The organism is Sphingobium sp. B2, assembly GCF_007693735.1.
GTDB classification, from domain to species: domain Bacteria; phylum Pseudomonadota; class Alphaproteobacteria; order Sphingomonadales; family Sphingomonadaceae; genus Sphingobium; species Sphingobium xenophagum.
On record NZ_VDBZ01000002.1, the window covers coordinates 124,467 to 142,971 of the forward strand.

Genomic DNA, 18,505 nt, shown 5'->3' on the forward strand with positions numbered 1-18,505 from the left:
CCGATTTGCGCGCCTCTACCCCCCTATCGGCAACGTAGCGTCGCGATGGATGCCAGCATCATGACACCGGCTGCAAAGGCCATCGTCCAGATCGGTTCGGTCGGGAAGAAATGGCGCATGATCGTGCCCATCACGGTCGCGACCAGCAGTTGCGGGATGACGACGAAGGCGTTGAACAGTCCCATATAGATGCCGAGCTTTGTCTGCGGCACGCTGGAGGCGAGCATGGCGTAGGGCATGGCGAGGGTCGACGCCCAGGCGATGCCGATCGCGATCTCCGACAGGAGCAGCAGTTGCGCGTCGCGCAGGAACAGGAAGGACAGAAAGCCCAGCGCGCCCAGCATCAACGCGATGGCGTGGGTATTGGCCTGGCCGATGCGGCGGGCGAGTGGCTGGAGCAGGAAGGGGGCGGCCAGGGCGGCCACGCCATTATAGGCGGCGAACAGGATGCCGACCCAGTTCGCACCGGCATTATAGGCGGGGCTGGTGGGATCGGCCGATCCGAACATATATTGGGCGACGACGGGCGTGGTGTAGATCCACATGATGAACAGGGCCGACCAGGTGAAGAACTGGACGAGCGCCAGTCGCTTCATCAGCGGTGGCATGGTCGCAAAATCACCGACGACATGGCTGAGCAGATTGTCGCTGCGACCCTGCGCATGGAGCCGACGCGCGACGAGGCGCGCGCAGCCATAGGCGGCCAGCAGCGCGCCCAGCAGATAGAGTTCCTTTTCAAGCGACCAGGCCCATACGATCGCCAATATGACGCCGCCGGCCACGATCCAGCCCGGCCCGCCCGCAGGCATGGCCCGATCGGCCGGCAAGGCGGCGGGTGGTTGCCCGTCAGCCTGCGCAAAGCGCGCCATCTGATCGGGCGCATATTCGCGCGTCGTCAGCACCGTCCAAAGGACAGCGAGGAACAGGGCCGCCCCGCCGATATAGAAGCTGATCCGCACCGTGTCGGGTATGCCCTGCGCAGCGGCAACATTGGAAACGCCCATATGATCAAGCAGCCAGGGTGTTGCGGAACCGATCACTGCGCCCGCGCCGATGAAGGCGGTTTGCAGGGCATAGCCGGCCATATGCTGATCCTTTGCCAGCATGTCGCCGACAAAGGCGCGAAAAGGCTCCATCGACACGTTGAGCGATGCGTCGAGTATCCAGAGCATCATCGCTGCCGCCAGCAAGCCGGGCGCATGGCGTATCCCGATCAGCGCCGCCGCGGCGAACAGCGCGCCGACAAAGAAGTAAGGTCGCCGCCGACCAAAGCGGCACCAGGTCCGGTCGCTATAATGACCGATGATCGGCTGGACCAGCAGGCCGGTCAGGGGCGCGGCGATCCACAGCAATGCAAGATCGTCCAGACTTTCGCCCAGCGACTGGAAGATACGGCTCATATTGGCGTTCTGAAGGGCAAAGCCGATCTGGATGCCAAAGAAGCCGAAGCTGATATTCCATAGCCCTGCAAAACCCTGCCGGGGGCGGCTCGCGCTCGCGCTGCCTGTGTGACCGTCCATCCTGCATCCGCCCCTTAACTTCGCATATTTCCCGGCAATTCTGAAATTTTGTTACCCGATCCTGATCCTATCGAACAAGCGGCCATCCATGCCGGCAACCCGTTGCAGCATAGAGATGTGCCAGCCTGTAGGACAGGATATAGGATCAGCGGCGGCGCGCCTTGCCGCCAGCGACGAAGCGGATCGCCTGACCACCGCCGGGCGCCATTGCGATCGTCAATATGTCGCCTTTCCTGACCGCTTTCTTTTCGATCACGATCGCATGGCGCGCATCGGTGCGATAATCCGCGCCCGGCCCGTCACGATAAATTTCCGCGATATAGCTTCGTCCCGCATCCAGAAAATCGAGCGTCACCTGAACCGCGCGGGCTTCTTCATCACCCACGGCACCCAGATACCAGTCATCGCCGCCCTTTTCCTTGCGCGCGACCGTGGCATAATCGCCAACCTCTCCATTAAGCGCCCGTGTGTCGGACCAGTCGGTCGGCACATCCTTGATGAACTGGAACGGGCCGGGATATTTTGCGTAATTTTCAGGCGTGTCGGCTGCCATCACGACGGGCGAATAGAGCACCACATAGAGGGCAAGCTGTTTGGCCAGCGTCGACTGGATCGCGCTGCCTTCCGATCCCGAAAGGCTAAGGACGCCCGGCGTGAAGTCCATCGGCCCGCCCAGCAATTGGGTAAAGACCAGATTGGCCTCATGTTCGGGCGGGTTCTTGCCGCCGATCCATGCATTATATTCCATGCCGCGCCCGCCTTCGCGCGATACCCAGTTGGGATAGGTGCGGCGCAGCCCGGTGTCCTTGACGGGCTCATGGCTGTCGATGCTGACATGATATTTCGCCGCCGTCTGCACGACGCGCAGATAGTGGTTCACCATCCACTGGCCTTCATGCCATTCGCGATGGCGGGTTCCATCGGCATCGACGCGCTCGATCTGGCCCGCATCGGTGACATAGCCGGTTTTCACCACCCGCTCGCCATGATCGGCGGCCCATTTGAAGGCGCTGTCCAGCTGGCCGTCATAATGGCTGGCCGACCCGCCGGTTTCATGATGGCCGATCAGCGTCACGCCCCTGGACCTGGCATAGGCGGCCAGCCCGTCGGCGTCGAAATCCTCGGTCGGTTGCGAGAAATTCATGGCATTGCCATTGCCGAACCAGTTGCCGTCCCAGCCGACATTCCATCCTTCCACGAGGACGGCGGGGATGCCGCTGGCGGCGGCAAAGTCGATATAGCGCCGGACGTTGGCGGTGGTCGCGCCATGTTTGGGACCGCGCGCCCAGCTCCAGTCGCCCTTGATCATGTTCCACCACACGCCGACAAATTTGCCCGGCTTGATCCAGCTCGACACGTCGCCCAGCCTGTTGGGTTCGTTGAGGTTGAGGATCATGTGGTTCATGTAGAGGCCCGCCGCATCGTCCGCGATCGCGATGGTGCGCCATGGCGTCGAGAAGCCGGCATCGCGCGAGACTTTGGGTGCGCCTGCGCCCGGCGTCAGCGCGGCGCGGAAGGTGTTGCCCTGAACCCGCGCCAGATTCATCCCGCTATAATCGACCAGAGCCGCTTCATGCAGCGCGACATGGGTGCCGCCCGCGAGCTTCACGGTCATCACCGTCTGCGCCGTGCCGACGGCATCGAGCGGGGTCTTGTTGTAGAGATATTCCTCCCGGTTCCATTCAAACGCGGGTTTCCACCAGGCAGTGCCGGGCTGGGCGAAGGCGAACTGGGTCAGTTCCTCCGCAATGTTGACATGGTGGAGATTGGGCTGATCGGGCAGGGTGTAGCGAAAGGCGACGCCATCGTCGAACAGGCGGAAGGTGACGTCCATTGTCCGTTCAAGATCGCTCTTTTCGCGAAAGGCGAGGCGGATTTCGCTGTGATTGTCGCGGATGGTCGCCCATTCGCCCCAGGGCTGGGTCCATGTCGTGTCGCTGTGATCGCGCTTCGTATCGGTCAGCATCAGGTTGCGTTCGATCTTGGGAGCGTCCGTCAGCATGAAGCCCAGGCGGCTGTCGGCGATCAGGGGCTGGCCATCGCGCTGCACGGCGTAGCTGGGGCGGCCTTCGCTATCCAGACTGACGGTGAGGGTGATGCGACCGTCGGGCGAGGCGGCCTTGGCAACGACATCTGCGCGCGCGGCGATAGGGGCGAGCGACAGGGCGAAAATCGGCAGGGCAAGCGCAGTCAGTCGCGTCATGAAACAGATCCTTGATATTGGGCGACGAGGGCGGAGGCAGGCGGGAAATGCCATGGGGCGGCGTCACCGCATGTCAGCAGGGGACGCCAATGGTCGGCATCGTCCGGCGTCCAGTGCGCCGACTGGTCGCCGAGGTTGAAAACGCACAGTATATGCTGATCCGCATGGCTGCGCGTGAAGGCGAGCAGGTCGCCGGGCAGATCATGGAACGTCATCGTGCCGCTGCGCAGGGCAGGGGAGGCATTGCGCAGCGCCAGCACCTGACGGGTCCAGTGCAGCAGGGATGCCTGATCGGCCTCCTGCCGGTCGACCGCGCGCGGGCGATGCGCTTCGCCGATCGGCAGCCAGGGCTTTACAGTGGAAAAGCCCATATATGGGGCGTCGGCCGTCCAGGGCATCGGCGTGCGGGCGCCGTCGCGCGACAGGGTCAGCGGCCAGTTGGCGATGGCTTCGGGGTCTTTGAGATCCTCAAAGGCGATGTCGATCTGCGGCAGGCCCAGTTCCTCGCCATAATAGAGGAAGATATTGCCGCGCAGGCAGGCGAGCAGCAGCATCTTCATCCGGCAATAGGTGTCCGGATCATGACCCTTGCCCCAGCGCGACACGGCGCGGGGGGCATCGTGATTTTCAAAGGCCCAGCTTGGCCAGCCGATCCCCTGTTCCGCCGGCCATTTTTGCAGCGCGCCCTTGATGAGCGAACTGGTCAGCGCGGGCGCATAGAGAAAGTCGAAGCCATAGGCGGTGTTGAGGCGATGGTCGCCCTGCGTGAAGGCCTTCATTTCCCGGTCATTGTCCGCGCCGCCGACCTCTGCAACGGTGAAGCGGTCGGGATAGGCGTCGAACACGGTGCGGACCTTTTCCAGAAACAGGGGAAGGTCCGGGTGGCTCTGGCTATATAGTTTGAGCTGGAAATCGAATGGCCGGGTGCGCAGCCTGCCATCGTCGGGGGCTGGCGGATTGTCGCGCAGTTTCGGATCGTGCATCGAATGGTTGATCGCGTCGATGCGAAAGCCGTCGACGCCCCGGTCCAGCCAGAAGCGGATGATGTCGAAGATGGCGGACTGCACGTCCGGGTGATGCAGGTGCAGCTGCGGCTGTTCGCGCAGGAAGCTGTGCATATAATATTGGCCGCGCCGCGCATCCCATGTCCAGGCCGGGCCGCCGAACACGGACTGCCAGTTATTGGGCGGCGATCCGTCCGGCTTGGCATCCGCCCAGACATACCAGTCGGCCCTGGCATTGTCGCGGCTGGCGCGGCTTTCGACGAACCAGCCATGCTGGTCCGACGTATGCGCCCATACCTGATCGACGATCACGCGCAGGCCAAGCGCATGGGCGCGGGCGACCAGCGCGTCGAAATCCGCAAGCGTGCCGAAAATGGGATCGACATCGCAATAGTCGGACACGTCATAGCCGAAATCGCGCATGGGGCTTTTGAACACGGGCGACAGCCAGATCGCATCGACGCCAAGCGATGCCACATAGGGCAGGCGGGCGGTGATGCCGTTGAGATCGCCGATGCCATCGCCATTGGAGTCAGCAAAACTGCGCGGGTAGATCTGATAGATGGCGGCGCCGCGCCACCATGGCTGTAGAGTGTCGGTCATTCAGGGGACTTTGCGGGCAAGGAACGGGAAGGGCGGACAGCGCACAGGCTGTAGCCAAGCGGAGGAAGGCGGAGCGAAAGACTGCCCGGCGCGACAGCGCGGGCGGCGCAGGGCGCACCGGCGAGGGTGACGAAATCCCGCGATCCGACATCGACCTGAACATGGGTGTCGATCGGCGCGGTCGAAGTGTTGAAGGCGATGAGATATTCCGCGCCGCTATCAGGATCGAAGCGCGAGACGGCGAAGAGGCCGGGTTCCTCCGACCGGGCGCGGATCATCTGCTTGCCCCGGCGCAGCGCGGGATGGGCGGTGCGCAGGCGAGCGAGCGTGGCGATGGTGCGATAGAGGGGATGGGTCGGATCGAAGCGGGCCGTGGCCGTCGTGGCGTCCGTGCCGACGAGGCGATTGTCGTTGTAGGACGCGACCTTGCTGCCGAACATATCCTCGCGCGCGTCCTGATCGCCGCCGTCGCCTGAAAAGCCCTGTTCGTCGCCATAATAGAGCGTCGGTGCGCCGCGCAGCGTCAGCATCATGGCATGGCCGAGCGTGACGCGGTCCAGCACTTCCTGTTCGCTGGCGGCGGGGAAGGCGCGGCGGACGAAGGTGGCAAAGCGGCCATTGTCGTGGTTGCTGATGAATGTCGGCAACTGCCGCGCGGTGGCGGCGCCCCGGACATAGAGGTCGTCACCTTGCAGCATCTTTTCCCACAGCGCCGTCGCACCTGGACCCGCGACGGTCTGGATCGCGGCCTGATGAAAGGCGAAGTCGAGGACGGCGGGAAAGCCGCCTTCGCGCGTGTACCAGGCGAGCGCGCCGGACATTATGTCGCTTTCCGCCACCTCGCCGAAGATGTGGAAATTGGGGATGCCTCTGGCCCGCGCCCGCGCCTGCATGGCGGGGACGAAAGCCTGCCAGAAATGGGGATCGACATGCTTGGCCGTGTCGACGCGGAAGCCATCGACGCCGAAACGGTCGATCCAGCCGCCGAATATATCGATCATCCCCGCAATGACGCGGGGATTTTCGGTCATCAGGTCATCCAGCCCGGCAAAATCGCCCATTGTCGCGCTTTCGCCGCGATAGGTCGTTTCGCCCCGGTTATGATAAAGGGTGACGTCGTTGAGCCAGACGGGCGTCTTGGCCTGGGCTTCACCCGTTGGGACATAGGGGGTGTAGGCGTAGGATGGATCGGTCAGCCGGGCGAAATTGTCCGCGCTATGATCGTCATCGCCGGCAAAGCCGCTGTTGATCGGCGGGCCGTTGACGCCGCCGCGCCGTTGATAGGGATAGTCGGCCCGCGAACGGTAGGGGCAGGGGGCCGCAGCACATTCGCGCATCTGGATGACGTCGGCGGTGTGATTGGCGATGATGTCCATATAGACTTTCATGCCGCGTGCGTGTGCCGCCGCCACGAGCGCCGCGAAATCGGCGTCGGTGCCCAAATGCGGGTCGACATGGGTGAAGTCGGTGATCCAGTAGCCGTGATAGCCCGCGCTTTCCTGACCTTTGGCCCCCTGCACCGGCTTGTTGCGGAAGATGGGGCCAACCCAGATGGCGGTCGCGCCCAGCCCCTGGATATAGTCAAGCCGCCGGGTCAGCCCTTTAAGATCGCCGCCGTGGTAAAAGCCTTTTGCCGCAGGATCATAGCCATGGGTCAGTCGGTCGCCGCCATAGCCGCCCTTGTCGTTGCGCGGATCGCCATTGTCGAAACGGTCGGGCAGGACGAAATAGATGATTTCATCCTCCGGCAGGCGGGCGCGAAAATCCGCTGCGGCGGGCGAGGGGGGCGTCTCCGACAGGGCCGGGCTGGCCAGTGCCAGCAGCGCAGCGAACAGCGTGGGATTGCGCCTGCCCATTCCTCATCCTCCCCTTTTGCCGCACCTGCGTGATTGCGGCGGTCTTGTTCCCCCCTTCTTAGGCGGCGTTGGTCCGCCGGGCCAAGCATGTGACATACGTATTCAAAGCCATGTTCCAGACTCAACGCCCTGCTTTCCAAGCGGGCCGGAGGAGCGTAGGATCAGACCATGGCCGTCAATGAAAAAATCACCTCGTTCGACATCGCCACACTGGCCGGCGTTTCCCAGCCGACCGTGTCGCGCGCGCTGCGGGGCGACCCCACGGTCAGCGAGGGGACGCGCAAGCGGATCGAGGCAATTGCCCGCCAGCTCAACTATGCGGTGGACAAAAATGCCTCTTCGCTGCGGCGGGGGAAGAGCAACACGCTGGCCTTGCTGTTTTTCGAGGATCTGCTGCCCGACGAAAGCTGGATCAACCCCTTTTTCCTGTCGATGCTGGGGCCGATCCTGCAAACCTGCGCCAAGCGCGGCTATGATCTGCTGACATCCTTCCAGCAATTATCGACCGACTGGCATGTCGATTATGAGGATAGCCGCAAGGCCGACGGCATCATCCTGCTGGGCTATGGCAATTACGAGATTTACCGGGTGCGGCTGGAGCAATTGATAGCGCAGGGGACGCATTTCGTGCGTTGGGGATCGGTTGACGACCATGCGCTGGGGATGACGATTGGCTGCGACAATCGGCAGGGCGGGCGTGACGCGGGGCGTCGTCTGATCCAACGGGGCTGTCGCGCCATCGCCTTTCTGGGCGATGCGTCCGACCGCTACCCCGAATTTCGCGACCGCTATGCGGGACTGGTGCAGGTGATGACGGAAGCGGGCCTGCCGGTCGACTCAAGGCTGCATGTCGATGCCCTGTCGATCGAACATTCAGGGCATGAGGCCGCGCGCCGATTGATTGCGGGCGGTGTCCCCTTTGACGCGATTTTTGCGGGCTCGGACCTGATCGCCATCGGCGCGATGCGGGCGCTGGATGAGGCGGGCATGGCGGTGCCGGGCGACGTCGCCCTGATCGGCTTTGACGATATTCCGGCGGTCAGCCTGACGCGCCCGCCATTGACCACGGTGGCGCAGGATTATCTGCGTGCGGGCGAAGTGCTGGTCGATGCGCTGATCGGGCTGATCCAGGGCAAGCCGGTGACGCCGACGCTGCTGGCGCCCCGCCTGATCACCCGCATGACCGCCTGACAAAAAGAAGGGACCGCCAACTCCTTGAAAAGGAGCGGCGGTCCCGGCGCTGCCTGCGTGCAGTCAGGCAGTTTGGCGAAGGGCGATCAGAATTTGTAGGTCAGGCCCAGATAATAGTCGCGGCCATAGCGCTGATAGTCGATGACCTGGCGCGGATCGTCATTCTGATAGGTGACGAACGGCTGGTCGGTCAGATTCTTGCCCTGGAGCAGGATAGACAGGCCAGTGAGCGGACCCGACTGGAATTCATAGCCGATCTGCGCGTCCAAAATCCCTTCCGCCTTGGCAGTGCGGAAGGTCGGGGCTGCCGACAGGCCCGCCACTTCGCCCAGGAAGGAGGAACGGTAGCGATAGCTGACCCGCGCCTGGAACCCGTTTCGTTCGAAATAGGCGGTGCCGCTGGCGACCCATTTGGACAGGCCGGGCAGGGTCACGGTGTCGGTGGGGTTGGAGCCATATTTGACTTCGCTGTGGGTGTAGGAGCCGCTGGCGAACAGGCCGAAGCCATCAAGCGATTCGCTGAACAGCTTGAAGGGGAGCGATGCGGTGCCTTCCACGCCCATGATGGTGCCGCGACCGTTGTTGGCGGGCGCTTTGAGCAGGCCGATCGCGCCGCCATTGGCAATGATTTCGTTGCGGACGTCCACCGGCAATGCCGGAAGGAGCGACGAGAAATCATAGGCGATGCTGTTGTTGGGATCGACGAAATCGGTCAGATTCTTGAAATAGCCCGACAGCGACACATAGCCGCCATTGCGGAAATAGCGCTCCACCGACAGGTCGATATTGGTCGACTGATAGGGACGCAAATTGGTGTTGCCGCCGTTGGAACTGAACGGGCTGTTCATGGGGTCTGAACCCAGGCCGATCTTGGACGGATCGAAGCTGAATTCCTGGTTCACGCGCTCCTGATCCAGACGGGGGCGGACCATGGCCTGCGCCGCGCCCAGCTTGACGAAGAAGCCCGGCTCCAGTTCGACCGAGATCTGCGCGCTTGGCAGGAAGTCGGTATAGCTGGCCTTGCCCGATGCGGGCACCACCGTGACGACGCCGTTGCTGAAGCTGGAAATGGTGCCGACCGAACGCTGCCGGGAATGGATCACCTGTACGCCGAAGGCTCCCTTCAGCGGCTTGCCGCCCAGTTCGCCGTCCATCGTCATCTTGGCATAGCCGGTGAACACATCTTCCTTCACGAAATTGTCGCGCACCAGCGATTGCGGGCGATTGTCATACACCGCGTCCAGCACATTATCGTAGAGATAGAGCGGATTGAGCGTCAGCATCGCCGGGACGCCCAGATAGCCAAGCGAGACGTTGGAGCCGAGCAGTGCCTCGCTGGGAACAGGCGCGGAACCGGGGGTGCCGCCTGCAATGGTGCAATCGGTGCCGCCCGTGGGACACAGGAAAAAGCTGGTAAAGGCGCTGGTTTTCTTGCGACGGCTATAGTTGCCGCCGATTTCCCAGTTGCTGAACAGGCTGCCTTCGATGTCGCCGTTGAGGTTCATGCGCAGCGAGCGCATGTCGTCGATGAATTTGGGCCGATTGAGGAAACCCGCCTGCACCACGGCGGTCGTGCCATTATAGCCCCAGCCATTGGGATCGGTAAGGCTGATGATCCCGGTGTTGGTATAGTCGATGGTCGGCACGATCTTGAACAGGCCGTTCGACTGGCGATCGACCCGCACGCTGTCCGGCACGCCCGACCGCAGATAGCCTGTGCCCGAATAGGTTTCGAGCAGGAAGTCGGTGCGCTTGGCGCGCGACCAGCTGGCATCGACGTTCAGGCGAAGCGCGTCGTTCAGGCTGAACTGGTTGTTCCAGCCGAGCGAGATCGTGTCGGCGGTACGCTTGTTATAATCGTTGCGCTGGACGCCATAGACATTGCTGAAGGTCGCGCCGGTGACGAAGCCATTGTCGACCGTCACGTCGCTGACGCCCACATTGGCGCCCCAGACGAGCGGGAATTCGATGCCGCGCAGCCGCTGTTCTTCCTCGAAATGCGAATAGAGGACATCGAAGGTCGAATGGAAATTGTCGCTGGGCTGCCATTCCAGCGTGCCTACCGCGCCATAGCGCTTGAGCAGGTTGGACTGCACATAGGGCTTGGCGCCGCCGATGATCAGGTTGCCGCTGGCGTCGGTGGGATAGCCCCAGGCGTTGAAGCGTTCATTCTGCGAGGGGGTTTGCGATGCCGCAAAGCCGATGGCCAGGCCCAGCGTGTCGTCGGCATATTGATCGACATAGGTCGCCGACGCGCGATAGCCATAGCGTTCGCCGTCCGGGTTGAGCTTGTTCATGCCGTTCATCTGGCCGCGCAGCGACACGGCGATGATGCGGTCATTCTTGTCGAGCGGGCGCAGCATCCTGAGGTCGACCGTGCCCGAAATGCCCGCCGCGATCAGCGACGCATCGGTGCTTTTATAGACATTGACGTTCTGGAAGAATTCGGACGGATACTGATCATATTCCACGCCGCGATTGTCGCCGACCGTCACCTGTTCCCGCCCGTTGAGCAGGGTGGTGGAAAAGTCGGGGCCAAGGCCGCGGATCGACAGGCGCTGGTCGCGGCCTTCGAGACGCTGGGCGGTGACGCCGGGCAGGCGGGCCAGCGAGTCCGCGATCGACACGTCGGGCAGCTTGCCCACATCTTCGGCAGTGATGGAATCGACGATCAGCACCGAATCGCGCTTCATCTTCGCAGCGGAGGCGAGGGAGGCGCGGATGCCAGTGACGACAATGGCCTGGTCCGCTTCGTCGGCCTGATTGGCTGCGACGGGCGCATCGGCCGTCTGCGCGGATGCGATAGACGCCACCGAAAGCGAAACGCTCGCCATCAAAGCTGCGCGCAGAATGGAACCATGAAATTTGTGCATTGCAGAAACACCCTCCCCAAGACGCCTGTCAGGCGCTTCTTGCCGCTTTCGCGGGTCTGGAGGGGTAATAGCTCTGTGCTGCCCGATCTGCACAGAATCCCACATACGTATTCAGGCGATTTCACGCGACATCCCCCGCACCCCGGCCGCTCCCCAACTAATGGGCGGGCGTGGCGGCAAGGACGGGGAGGGATGAAGAGCCTTTATTTCGTCGGCGGACAGAGAGCGGGCTTGATCAAAGGTCCGCTAGCCAGAGAGGCGGGAGCCAATGCCTATCGTACGCTGCTGCAACGATAGACCAGCCTGTTGCAGCGCCATCCCTGCGCAAAGGGGGCAAGGTGATAGTCGTTGGCGTAGACATTCGGGGCGGTCAGATAATCGGTCGATATGATCTGTGCGCCGCTGGCCAGCGCTGCGTCGCGGCGCTTGCCTGAACCGTCGCGCGCATCGACGGTGTCGATGTCGGCGCGTGTCCGCACCAGATACCCTTTGCGGACAGCATCGCCTATTTCAGCGCCGCGCGTCAGCGCGTTGTCGAACAGCATGAAGGCCGTGTGCGCCATACCTGCCTGACCCTGGACGAAGGCGGCGCGTCCCTGAAGTGACGGGCGTCCGTCCAGATAGGGTGTGAAGGCTTTGAGATTCATGCCCGGCACGAGAAACAGGAACAGGAATTTGCCACGGGCCTGCCCCATCGTCGGCCAGCGCTTTGCCAATGCGGCAGCTTCGAGGGTCGGCAAATCCCCCCGCAGGTCGTCGGGCGTAAACAGCTTGTCGCGGCCAAGGATGCTGCGGATGCTGTCATCCACTTCATCGAACGCCGCCTTGTCGAAGGGCGGAATCTGTGTCGCACCGGGGATCGCCTTGTCCAGGCCAGACAGCTTGGGCTCCAGCAGCACGAATACAGGGCTGTGGTTCGGCGTGGCGTCCGACCATTGTTTCATCAGCGTCAGACAGTGGCGAAAGGTCGGGCACTGGCTGCGAAAATCCAGGTCCGCGACATGCAGCACCTTCATCCCCGGCTTTGCCAATTCATCGCGATAGATTGGCGCGAGATCGGTCACCCCCTGCGCGCGCAACTGGCGATAGGGCAGGGGATCGGCATAGGCGCCACCGGCAGGATCGGGTTGCAGATCGATTTCTATGCTGCGAACGCCGCTGCGCAACTGTGCCTGCAACGGCATCTGCACATAGTCGAGGCTGACCGCCATGTCCGTCAGGCGACCGGGATGTTCATCCAGCATCTGCGCCCGCTGCGCGGGTAGCATCATGTCGTTCATTTTGGCCATGAACGCGGACAGACGTGGCGCCATCAGCGCCATCACGCGCGGATCGGCCGGGATTGCATAGCTGTTGTGCGTGCCGACCACTTGTATGGCGTTGATGGGTACAGCGTCGGCGTTCGACGCAGGTTGCGCTACGGCCATTGCTCCACACAGGGTCGCGGCAAGGCCGGCCATCATCGCAAACCGTTTCACTGACCTGTCTCCTGCTGCATCGACCGGACCGGCAAGTCCGCCAAAGCGGTGCCGTTGATCCGAATGTTCCGGCCCATTGGCGTCGTGACGACATAGCGCGGGTCGCCGGGCGTTATCGGATAGAGGCCGAGCATGGCCCAGACGTACCAGGCGGACATGGTGCCCGCGTCATCGTCCATGCCGTCGGCAAAACCCTGCGGTGACAAGGCAAAGCTGTGTCCTACCCAAGGCTGTGGCCGCACGCCGGAATTGACGTAGCGATGGGGGACCGACTGGGTGATATAGCGGCGCACCACCCGTTCGGTCGCAGCGTTGTCGCCCGCCCATGCAAAGAGATAGGGCGTATGAATGTCCGGCTGGTTCGTCATGTTGAACAGATTGTCGGCGAAGAAGCGATCCAGTTCAGGCCGGAACCGCGGACCCAGAGTCTGCGCCAGCCAGGGGAGATCGAACACCGGGGCCCAGCGATATTGGGCCAATGTCCCCTGATATAGCCCCCGCGCCTTCACGATATCAGCATCGTCACCCAGATCCCGAAAGGTGGCCAGCCACATCGGACGATAGCTCAGCGCCCGCGCACGAAACGCCTGCGCGGTGGCGGTTTGGCCCAGGTCCGACGCCAGTTCGGCAATCGCCCAGTCATCATAGGCGGCCTCGATCTGTTCGTCCGGCGTCTTTCGCGCAAGCGTGGCGCTTTCGGTGACCATCCCGGCCAAGGCTGCTTTCGCGTCGAAATCGGTAATGCCCCTGCGTCGGAAATCGAGCAGGGCAATGCCCGCATGTTCGGTGCGTACGGTCAGAAATGGCTCGGTCGGCGTCGCCCAGCGCGCCTTGCCGCTCTGGTAGAGCCTCACCAGCGAGCGTGCGATCTGCGCGGCACGATCGGGATCGATCAGCGCAATCAGGGGCATCTGCGTCCGGTAATTGTCCCAGAGCGCCCAACTGGTATAATGCTGCTGTCCGGGGGAAAGCCGTTGGACCATGCCATCGCTGCCGCGAAAGCGCCCGTCAGGGTCTGCGATGGCGACCGGCGACTGCATCACCCGGAACAATGCGGTGTAAAACAGTGCCTGCTGCTTTCGGGAACCGCCGATTTGGACGCGGGAAAGTTGCCTGTTCCAGTCGGCCAATATCCGGTCGGCAATGGCCTGAAAGGGGCGGACGCCCAGTTCGGCGTCACGTACATTGGCTGCGGCTGCCGGATCAACCGAGGAAAGGCCCGTGTGCAGTTCGACAATATCGCCGCTGCGCACCTTCAGCGCCAGTTGCGCATCGTGCGCCGGGTCGCCTTGCCAGATTGCCGTTACCGGATTGCCATTATGGGTCAGACGGGTCGCTGAATGGAGATGATAGGTGCCCGCGTCGCAGACGGTGCCTGCCGAAAAACTGGCCTGTAGATCGCCGTCCGGCTGCGCCTGCCAATGGGCGGCGATGCGCCTGGAATAGCCACGATCGAAGGCGATCATGACGTTGACCTGTCCGGATTTCGGCATGGTGAAGCGCAAGGCGCCTGCTCCGCGCGTGGCGGTCATCTCCGCAAGGATGCCGGGACCGTAACTTACGCCATAATAGCCCGCATGGGCGCGCTCACGGCGCTTGTCGATCGGCGCGGAACCAGTGGCGTCATCATAGGCAAGCATGACCTTGACGTCGCCACCCGCCCCGTCGCAGCCGACACCGACGCCGCGCGTGTGCGAAAATCCGGTAAGCGTGTTGGCGGCATGGTCATAGCCGGCATGATTGGCAGGCGTCGTATCGGGGCCAAGCTGGACCATGCCAAAAGGGGCGACGGCCGCCGGGCTGAGTTGCCCATAATCGGCGAGCGTGCCTACGAAGGGATCGACCAGTCGCCCCGGCTCGCGGGCGCCCGCCGTCGCGGCAATTGCGCCACATGCCAGGATTGCCGACAGGGTAGAGACGATGCGGTTCATGGATCGAGCGGGTCGATGGCTTCGACATGGAAGGCCGCAGGGTCCGGCGTAAACATCAACGTGAACTGATCAGGCCCCGCTGTCAGGCGACCGGGCTGCACGCCCATTTCGGCGAGATTGCGCTGCGCCAGCATGTCGCTGCCGATATATTGGATCGTGCGATGATCCGACACGACCAGCGCTGGCCGACCGGTCGGAAATTTTGCCGCCAGCAACAGCCGCGCGCAGTTGCGCAAATTGGTGGTGGTGTGGCGCGCGTGAGGTTCCATCAATATGCGATCGGCGGGCACGCCATATTGCGTGACAAGCAGCCGCTTCATCTCGACCGCTTCGTTGAACGGTGTGCGATTGGGATGAACATTGCCGCCCGACACGATGATGAACGGCGCGACGCCGCGCGCGAAAATATCGGCGGCGATGGACAGGCGGATATGCCCCAACACGCCCGTGCGCGATTGTGCATCCTCTGGTCCGTGACCAAAGACCAGCAAAGCGGTATAGGGCTTTCCACGCCAGTTCATTGCGTCGATGGCGCGGTTCGTTGCGGCATTGTCGCCGCCGAGCAATGGCCGGAAATTGCCCGCGTCGATGCGCTCGTTCATTTGCAGCAGGCCCGCCGCATAACGCAAGGCGGGATCGAAAAACAGGTCGTTGCCCTTGGCCTGCGCAGCGGTGGCGACGCCGTGCGCGCTCAAAATGTCGGCCATCTGTGGCGACGCTACAGGAAAGATGGTCGCATCTATAACAGGATAGCGCGGCGCTACACCCTTGGCATAGACAGCGATCACGCGGTTGGTTGCCGCCGCCGTTTCCGTCCATGCCGCAGCCAGCAGATCGGCATCGGACAAAGCCGCATATCGCGCAAAACGTCCCGATGGGCGCATCTGCCGCGCGACCAGCGCCTTGCCCAGTTTGGGATCGTCCAACAGGAGCCGCAGGCGGGTTTGCACCAGGGCGATGTCCGCATCGGTCCATAGCCACGCATCAGCCAGGCATTGCGGCGATGGCGTGCATGTGCCTGTGGGAATGCGTGCCGCGCGATCGGCCATCAGCGTTTGCAGAACATTGTCGTCCCGCAATGCCTGGGCCCATCCGTCCGCTGTCCGCAACATGGCGAACAGCGGAAAGACGCGCGTCGATAGCGTGTCGGCAAAGGGTGATGCGTACCCCGCAGGTTCCTGCGCCGCCGCCGTTACCGACGCCAGCGACAGGGCAATCGCCACGAAAGGCCCGAAGGCGCAGGCACGCATCAGGCGCAAATCACCAGCTCCGGCTAAGGATGAAGCGGAAGTTGCGGCCGAACACCGGACGACCATAGATCGCATCGCTTGCACCTTGCCCGGCAAGCTGGTCCGTGCGGGGATTGCCTTCGGTCAATCCCTTGGCGTTGCTCAGATTGTCGCCCACCACCTGGAAGCGCCATTTGCCGTAGGTCATGGCCGCGCTGGCGCCGAAGGTCTGATAGGCGGGCAGCGCGGTCAGATTGAAAAGGTCGACATAACGGCGACCGACCCATTCATAGCGCCCCGCGATCTGCAATTCGCCTTCGCCAACCGGGAAGGTGAATGCCGGGCGCACATTGCCGAAGAATTTGGGTTCGCGGATGATCTGATTGCCGTTGACCGCGCTGGGATCGGCACCGGACGAGTTTTGCAGGTTGCGATATTGCGCATCGGAATAGGTTATGGAACCGGCCAGTTCGAACCAGCGGACAGGCGCAATCTTGCCATCGATTTCCACCCCCTTCACGACCGCTTCGCCGATGAAGGGCACGGACTGGTCGTTGCGGCCGGTCGCCGGGTTGAAGGCGATGAACGAGGCGTTGAACGGGTTAAATTTAGTGTAAAATCCCGTCACATAGACATAGGCCGGGCCGTAGCTTGCCTTGACGCCCAGTTCATACTGGCGCGCCTTGGTCTTGATGATGGTCGGCGCCGGGGTGGATACGACGCCCATCTGCGGGGGCACTTCCAGATTGGAGACGCGGCCATAGGCGCCCAGATTGCCGTTCAAATCGTAATTGGCGCCCAATGTCCAGTTGGTCGCCGAAGGCTTGAGCGTCCGGTTCACGATCGCACCCGTGAAGGCGCGGGTGTTATTGTCGGCTATCGTCGTGGGATCGCCCAGATTGGCGCTGGTCGACAGCAGCGAATAGCCATCATAATCGTACCATTCCTTGCGGATGCCGCCGTCTATCTTCAACCCGTCGGTGACGTCCCAGGTGTCGTTTGCGTAGATCGCGATCATCTTCGCATCGGCCTTGCCCTGATTGAGCGTGGTCGTGTAGCGCAAAACCCCATTTTGCGTGACCGAGCCAAGCACGGCGCCCGTGGCCGAATAGGCGACAAGATCGAGCGTGCGTGGCCGGCTCTTCACTTCGATCAGCATGTCCTGATAGGCCTGGAACAGCGTGTTGCCGTAGAATGACCCATAGGTGCCGACCCGCACGTCGTGCGTGCCAAAGCCGGTTTCGAATTGGCGGGTCACGCTCAGATCAGCCTGTCCCGAATAGAATTTGGATTCCGAAACGCGATACTGGCCGGACATGACCAGTCCGGAAGCGGCATAGGGATCATAGACCGTCGCGCCGTTCGTGCCGGCAATCGCATAGCCCAGGCGCGCTACGTCCGCACCGAAAGCTGTGCGTGCGGCGGCCAGACTGCTGGCGATGAAGGCATTGCCATCGACCGGATTGGTGGTCGAATAGAAGGCGTCGAAGCTGTTCTTGCCCTTGGTAAATCCGCCCTTGGCGGATACGATCCAACCGTCGAAATCGCCTTCATATTGAATGCCGGCGTTGAAGAAGCGGATATGGCGGCCATCGGCCAGATCGCGCGTCATGCTCTGGGTCACGCCTGCGCCATCGCGATATTTGAAATTCACGTTGCGCAGCGACGGCGAATTCATCGTGCCGGTGTGATAGTCGATGTAAGGATCGAGCGAGACGGAGGGATTGCGCGGATCGGCGATCGGGATCGGCAGATAGAACAGGTTGTGATCGTTCGTATACTGCATCGTCACCTTGACGAAGCCATTGTCCAGATCATGCTTCAGATTGGCGCGGATCTGGCCACCCTTGTCGTTGGGAAAGCCGGCGTCCCGATAGCCATCATGCTGGCGCAGGAAACCGCCAATTGCGTAATAGCTGCTATCGCTGATGGGGCCAGACTGCATGGCGTCGAGCCGATAGAGGCCGGTATCGCCCAGCGTGATCTGCGCCTTGCCACGCGATTCCGGGCCGCCGGTTACCGTGATGTTATTTGCAATGGCGGCAGCGCTGCTCGCGTAGATCGGCGCTGGACCACCGCGGACGATTTCGATCCGCTCGGTCATCAGATCATAGCGGTTCATGCCGTCGCCGGAGTTGAAGAACACGCCGTCGATCTCATGATAGAGCGGCAGCCCGTCCTGCTGGAAGATCAGATAGCCGCGATCGGTCGGGATGCCGCGTACGCGGGTGATGTTCTGCACCTCGCCGCCCGTCGCTTCCACCTGAATACCCGGAATCGTGCCGAGCAGATCGGCGAAATTCTTGGGCGCGATCTTCTGGACTTCGCCCTCGCCGAGCGAATTGACAGCATAGGACACGTCAAAGCGGCGTTGGGCCCGCGCGCTGCCGGTCACGACTATGTCCGATTCGGCATCTTCGTCCGCACCGGCAGCAACGGCTGGCGCGGCTTCCTGCGCGGCGGCAGCACCGGACAACGACAGCGCCAGTACGCTGAGCGACGTGATCAAAATGGCGGCTTTGGACTTGTGAACTGTAGGTTGCATTGAGCGACTCCCCCGCTTGGATGACGGGCGGTTAGGGGCGCTTCGCGACACAGCCATGACAGTTTGGCCGGT

The 18,505-nt window shown here is 62.5% G+C and carries 10 protein-coding genes; 1 reads left to right on the plus strand and 9 read right to left on the minus strand.

Features of this window, described 5'->3' with window-relative positions; genetic code table 11:
- Positions 1-23 precede the first annotated feature (23 nt).
- From FE851_RS16380 to FE851_RS16395, 4 genes are all read right to left on the minus strand, one after another.
- Positions 24-1,520, minus strand: coding sequence for an MFS transporter (locus tag FE851_RS16380; protein ID WP_145204758.1), 1,497 nt, complete (start codon positions 1,518-1,520; stop codon positions 24-26).
- Between the two features lie 145 nt (positions 1,521-1,665).
- Complete coding sequence (locus FE851_RS16385; protein WP_145204760.1) at positions 1,666-3,723, minus strand: glycoside hydrolase family 97 protein; 2,058 nt, start codon at positions 3,721-3,723, stop codon at positions 1,666-1,668.
- Entirely contained in the window at positions 3,720-5,330 is a 1,611-nt protein-coding gene (locus FE851_RS16390) for an alpha-glucosidase (protein ID WP_145204762.1), read from the minus strand. The genes FE851_RS16385 and FE851_RS16390 overlap by 4 nt, the downstream gene beginning before the upstream one ends.
- Complete coding sequence (locus tag FE851_RS16395; protein WP_145204764.1) at positions 5,327-7,186, minus strand: alpha-amylase family glycosyl hydrolase; 1,860 nt, start codon at positions 7,184-7,186, stop codon at positions 5,327-5,329. Before FE851_RS16395 ends, FE851_RS16390 begins: the two co-directional genes overlap by 4 nt.
- 168 nt (positions 7,187-7,354) lie before the next feature.
- Between FE851_RS16395 and FE851_RS16400 the strand changes: the two genes are divergently transcribed.
- Positions 7,355-8,377: a LacI family DNA-binding transcriptional regulator gene (locus tag FE851_RS16400; RefSeq protein WP_145204766.1), complete on the plus strand. Its 1,023-nt coding sequence runs from the start codon at positions 7,355-7,357 to the stop codon at positions 8,375-8,377.
- 86 nt (positions 8,378-8,463) lie between these two features.
- On the opposite strand, the gene FE851_RS16405 is transcribed toward FE851_RS16400, so the two are convergent.
- The 5 genes from FE851_RS16405 to FE851_RS16425 all read right to left on the minus strand — a co-directional run bounded on the left by FE851_RS16405 (position 8,464) and on the right by FE851_RS16425 (position 18,433).
- On the minus strand, positions 8,464-11,250 hold the full coding sequence (locus FE851_RS16405; protein WP_145204768.1) for a TonB-dependent receptor: 2,787 nt from the start codon (positions 11,248-11,250) through the stop codon (positions 8,464-8,466).
- A 272-nt stretch (positions 11,251-11,522) separates the two neighbouring features.
- On the minus strand, positions 11,523-12,728 hold the full coding sequence (locus FE851_RS16410; protein WP_261371009.1) for a phosphatidylinositol-specific phospholipase C1-like protein: 1,206 nt from the start codon (positions 12,726-12,728) through the stop codon (positions 11,523-11,525).
- Complete coding sequence (locus FE851_RS16415) at positions 12,725-14,659, minus strand: glycoside hydrolase domain-containing protein (protein WP_145204770.1); 1,935 nt, start codon at positions 14,657-14,659, stop codon at positions 12,725-12,727. Before FE851_RS16415 ends, FE851_RS16410 begins: the two co-directional genes overlap by 4 nt.
- Positions 14,656-15,909 carry a YdcF family protein gene (locus tag FE851_RS16420; RefSeq protein WP_145205605.1) on the minus strand — a complete coding sequence of 418 codons (1,254 nt, stop codon included), beginning with the start codon at positions 15,907-15,909 and terminating at the stop codon, positions 14,656-14,658. The genes FE851_RS16415 and FE851_RS16420 overlap by 4 nt, the downstream gene beginning before the upstream one ends.
- 10 nt (positions 15,910-15,919) lie before the next feature.
- Positions 15,920-18,433: a TonB-dependent receptor gene (locus tag FE851_RS16425; protein WP_186378871.1), complete on the minus strand. Its 2,514-nt coding sequence runs from the start codon at positions 18,431-18,433 to the stop codon at positions 15,920-15,922.
- Positions 18,434-18,505 lie beyond the last annotated feature (72 nt).

Coding starts and splice junctions, on each gene's coding strand:
- FE851_RS16380 (WP_145204758.1), bottom strand. CDS start 1,520: ATGGACGGTCACACAGGCAGCGCGAGCGCGAGCCGCCCCCGGCAGGGT.
- FE851_RS16385 (WP_145204760.1), bottom strand. CDS start 3,723: ATGACGCGACTGACTGCGCTTGCCCTGCCGATTTTCGCCCTGTCGCTC.
- FE851_RS16390 (WP_145204762.1), bottom strand. CDS start 5,330: ATGACCGACACTCTACAGCCATGGTGGCGCGGCGCCGCCATCTATCAG.
- FE851_RS16395 (WP_145204764.1), bottom strand. CDS start 7,186: ATGGGCAGGCGCAATCCCACGCTGTTCGCTGCGCTGCTGGCACTGGCC.
- FE851_RS16400 (WP_145204766.1), top strand. CDS start 7,355: ATGGCCGTCAATGAAAAAATCACCTCGTTCGACATCGCCACACTGGCC.
- FE851_RS16405 (WP_145204768.1), bottom strand. CDS start 11,250: ATGCACAAATTTCATGGTTCCATTCTGCGCGCAGCTTTGATGGCGAGC.
- FE851_RS16415 (WP_145204770.1), bottom strand. CDS start 14,659: ATGAACCGCATCGTCTCTACCCTGTCGGCAATCCTGGCATGTGGCGCA.
- FE851_RS16420 (WP_145205605.1), bottom strand. CDS start 15,909: ATGCGTGCCTGCGCCTTCGGGCCTTTCGTGGCGATTGCCCTGTCGCTG.
- FE851_RS16425 (WP_186378871.1), bottom strand. CDS start 18,433: ATGCAACCTACAGTTCACAAGTCCAAAGCCGCCATTTTGATCACGTCG.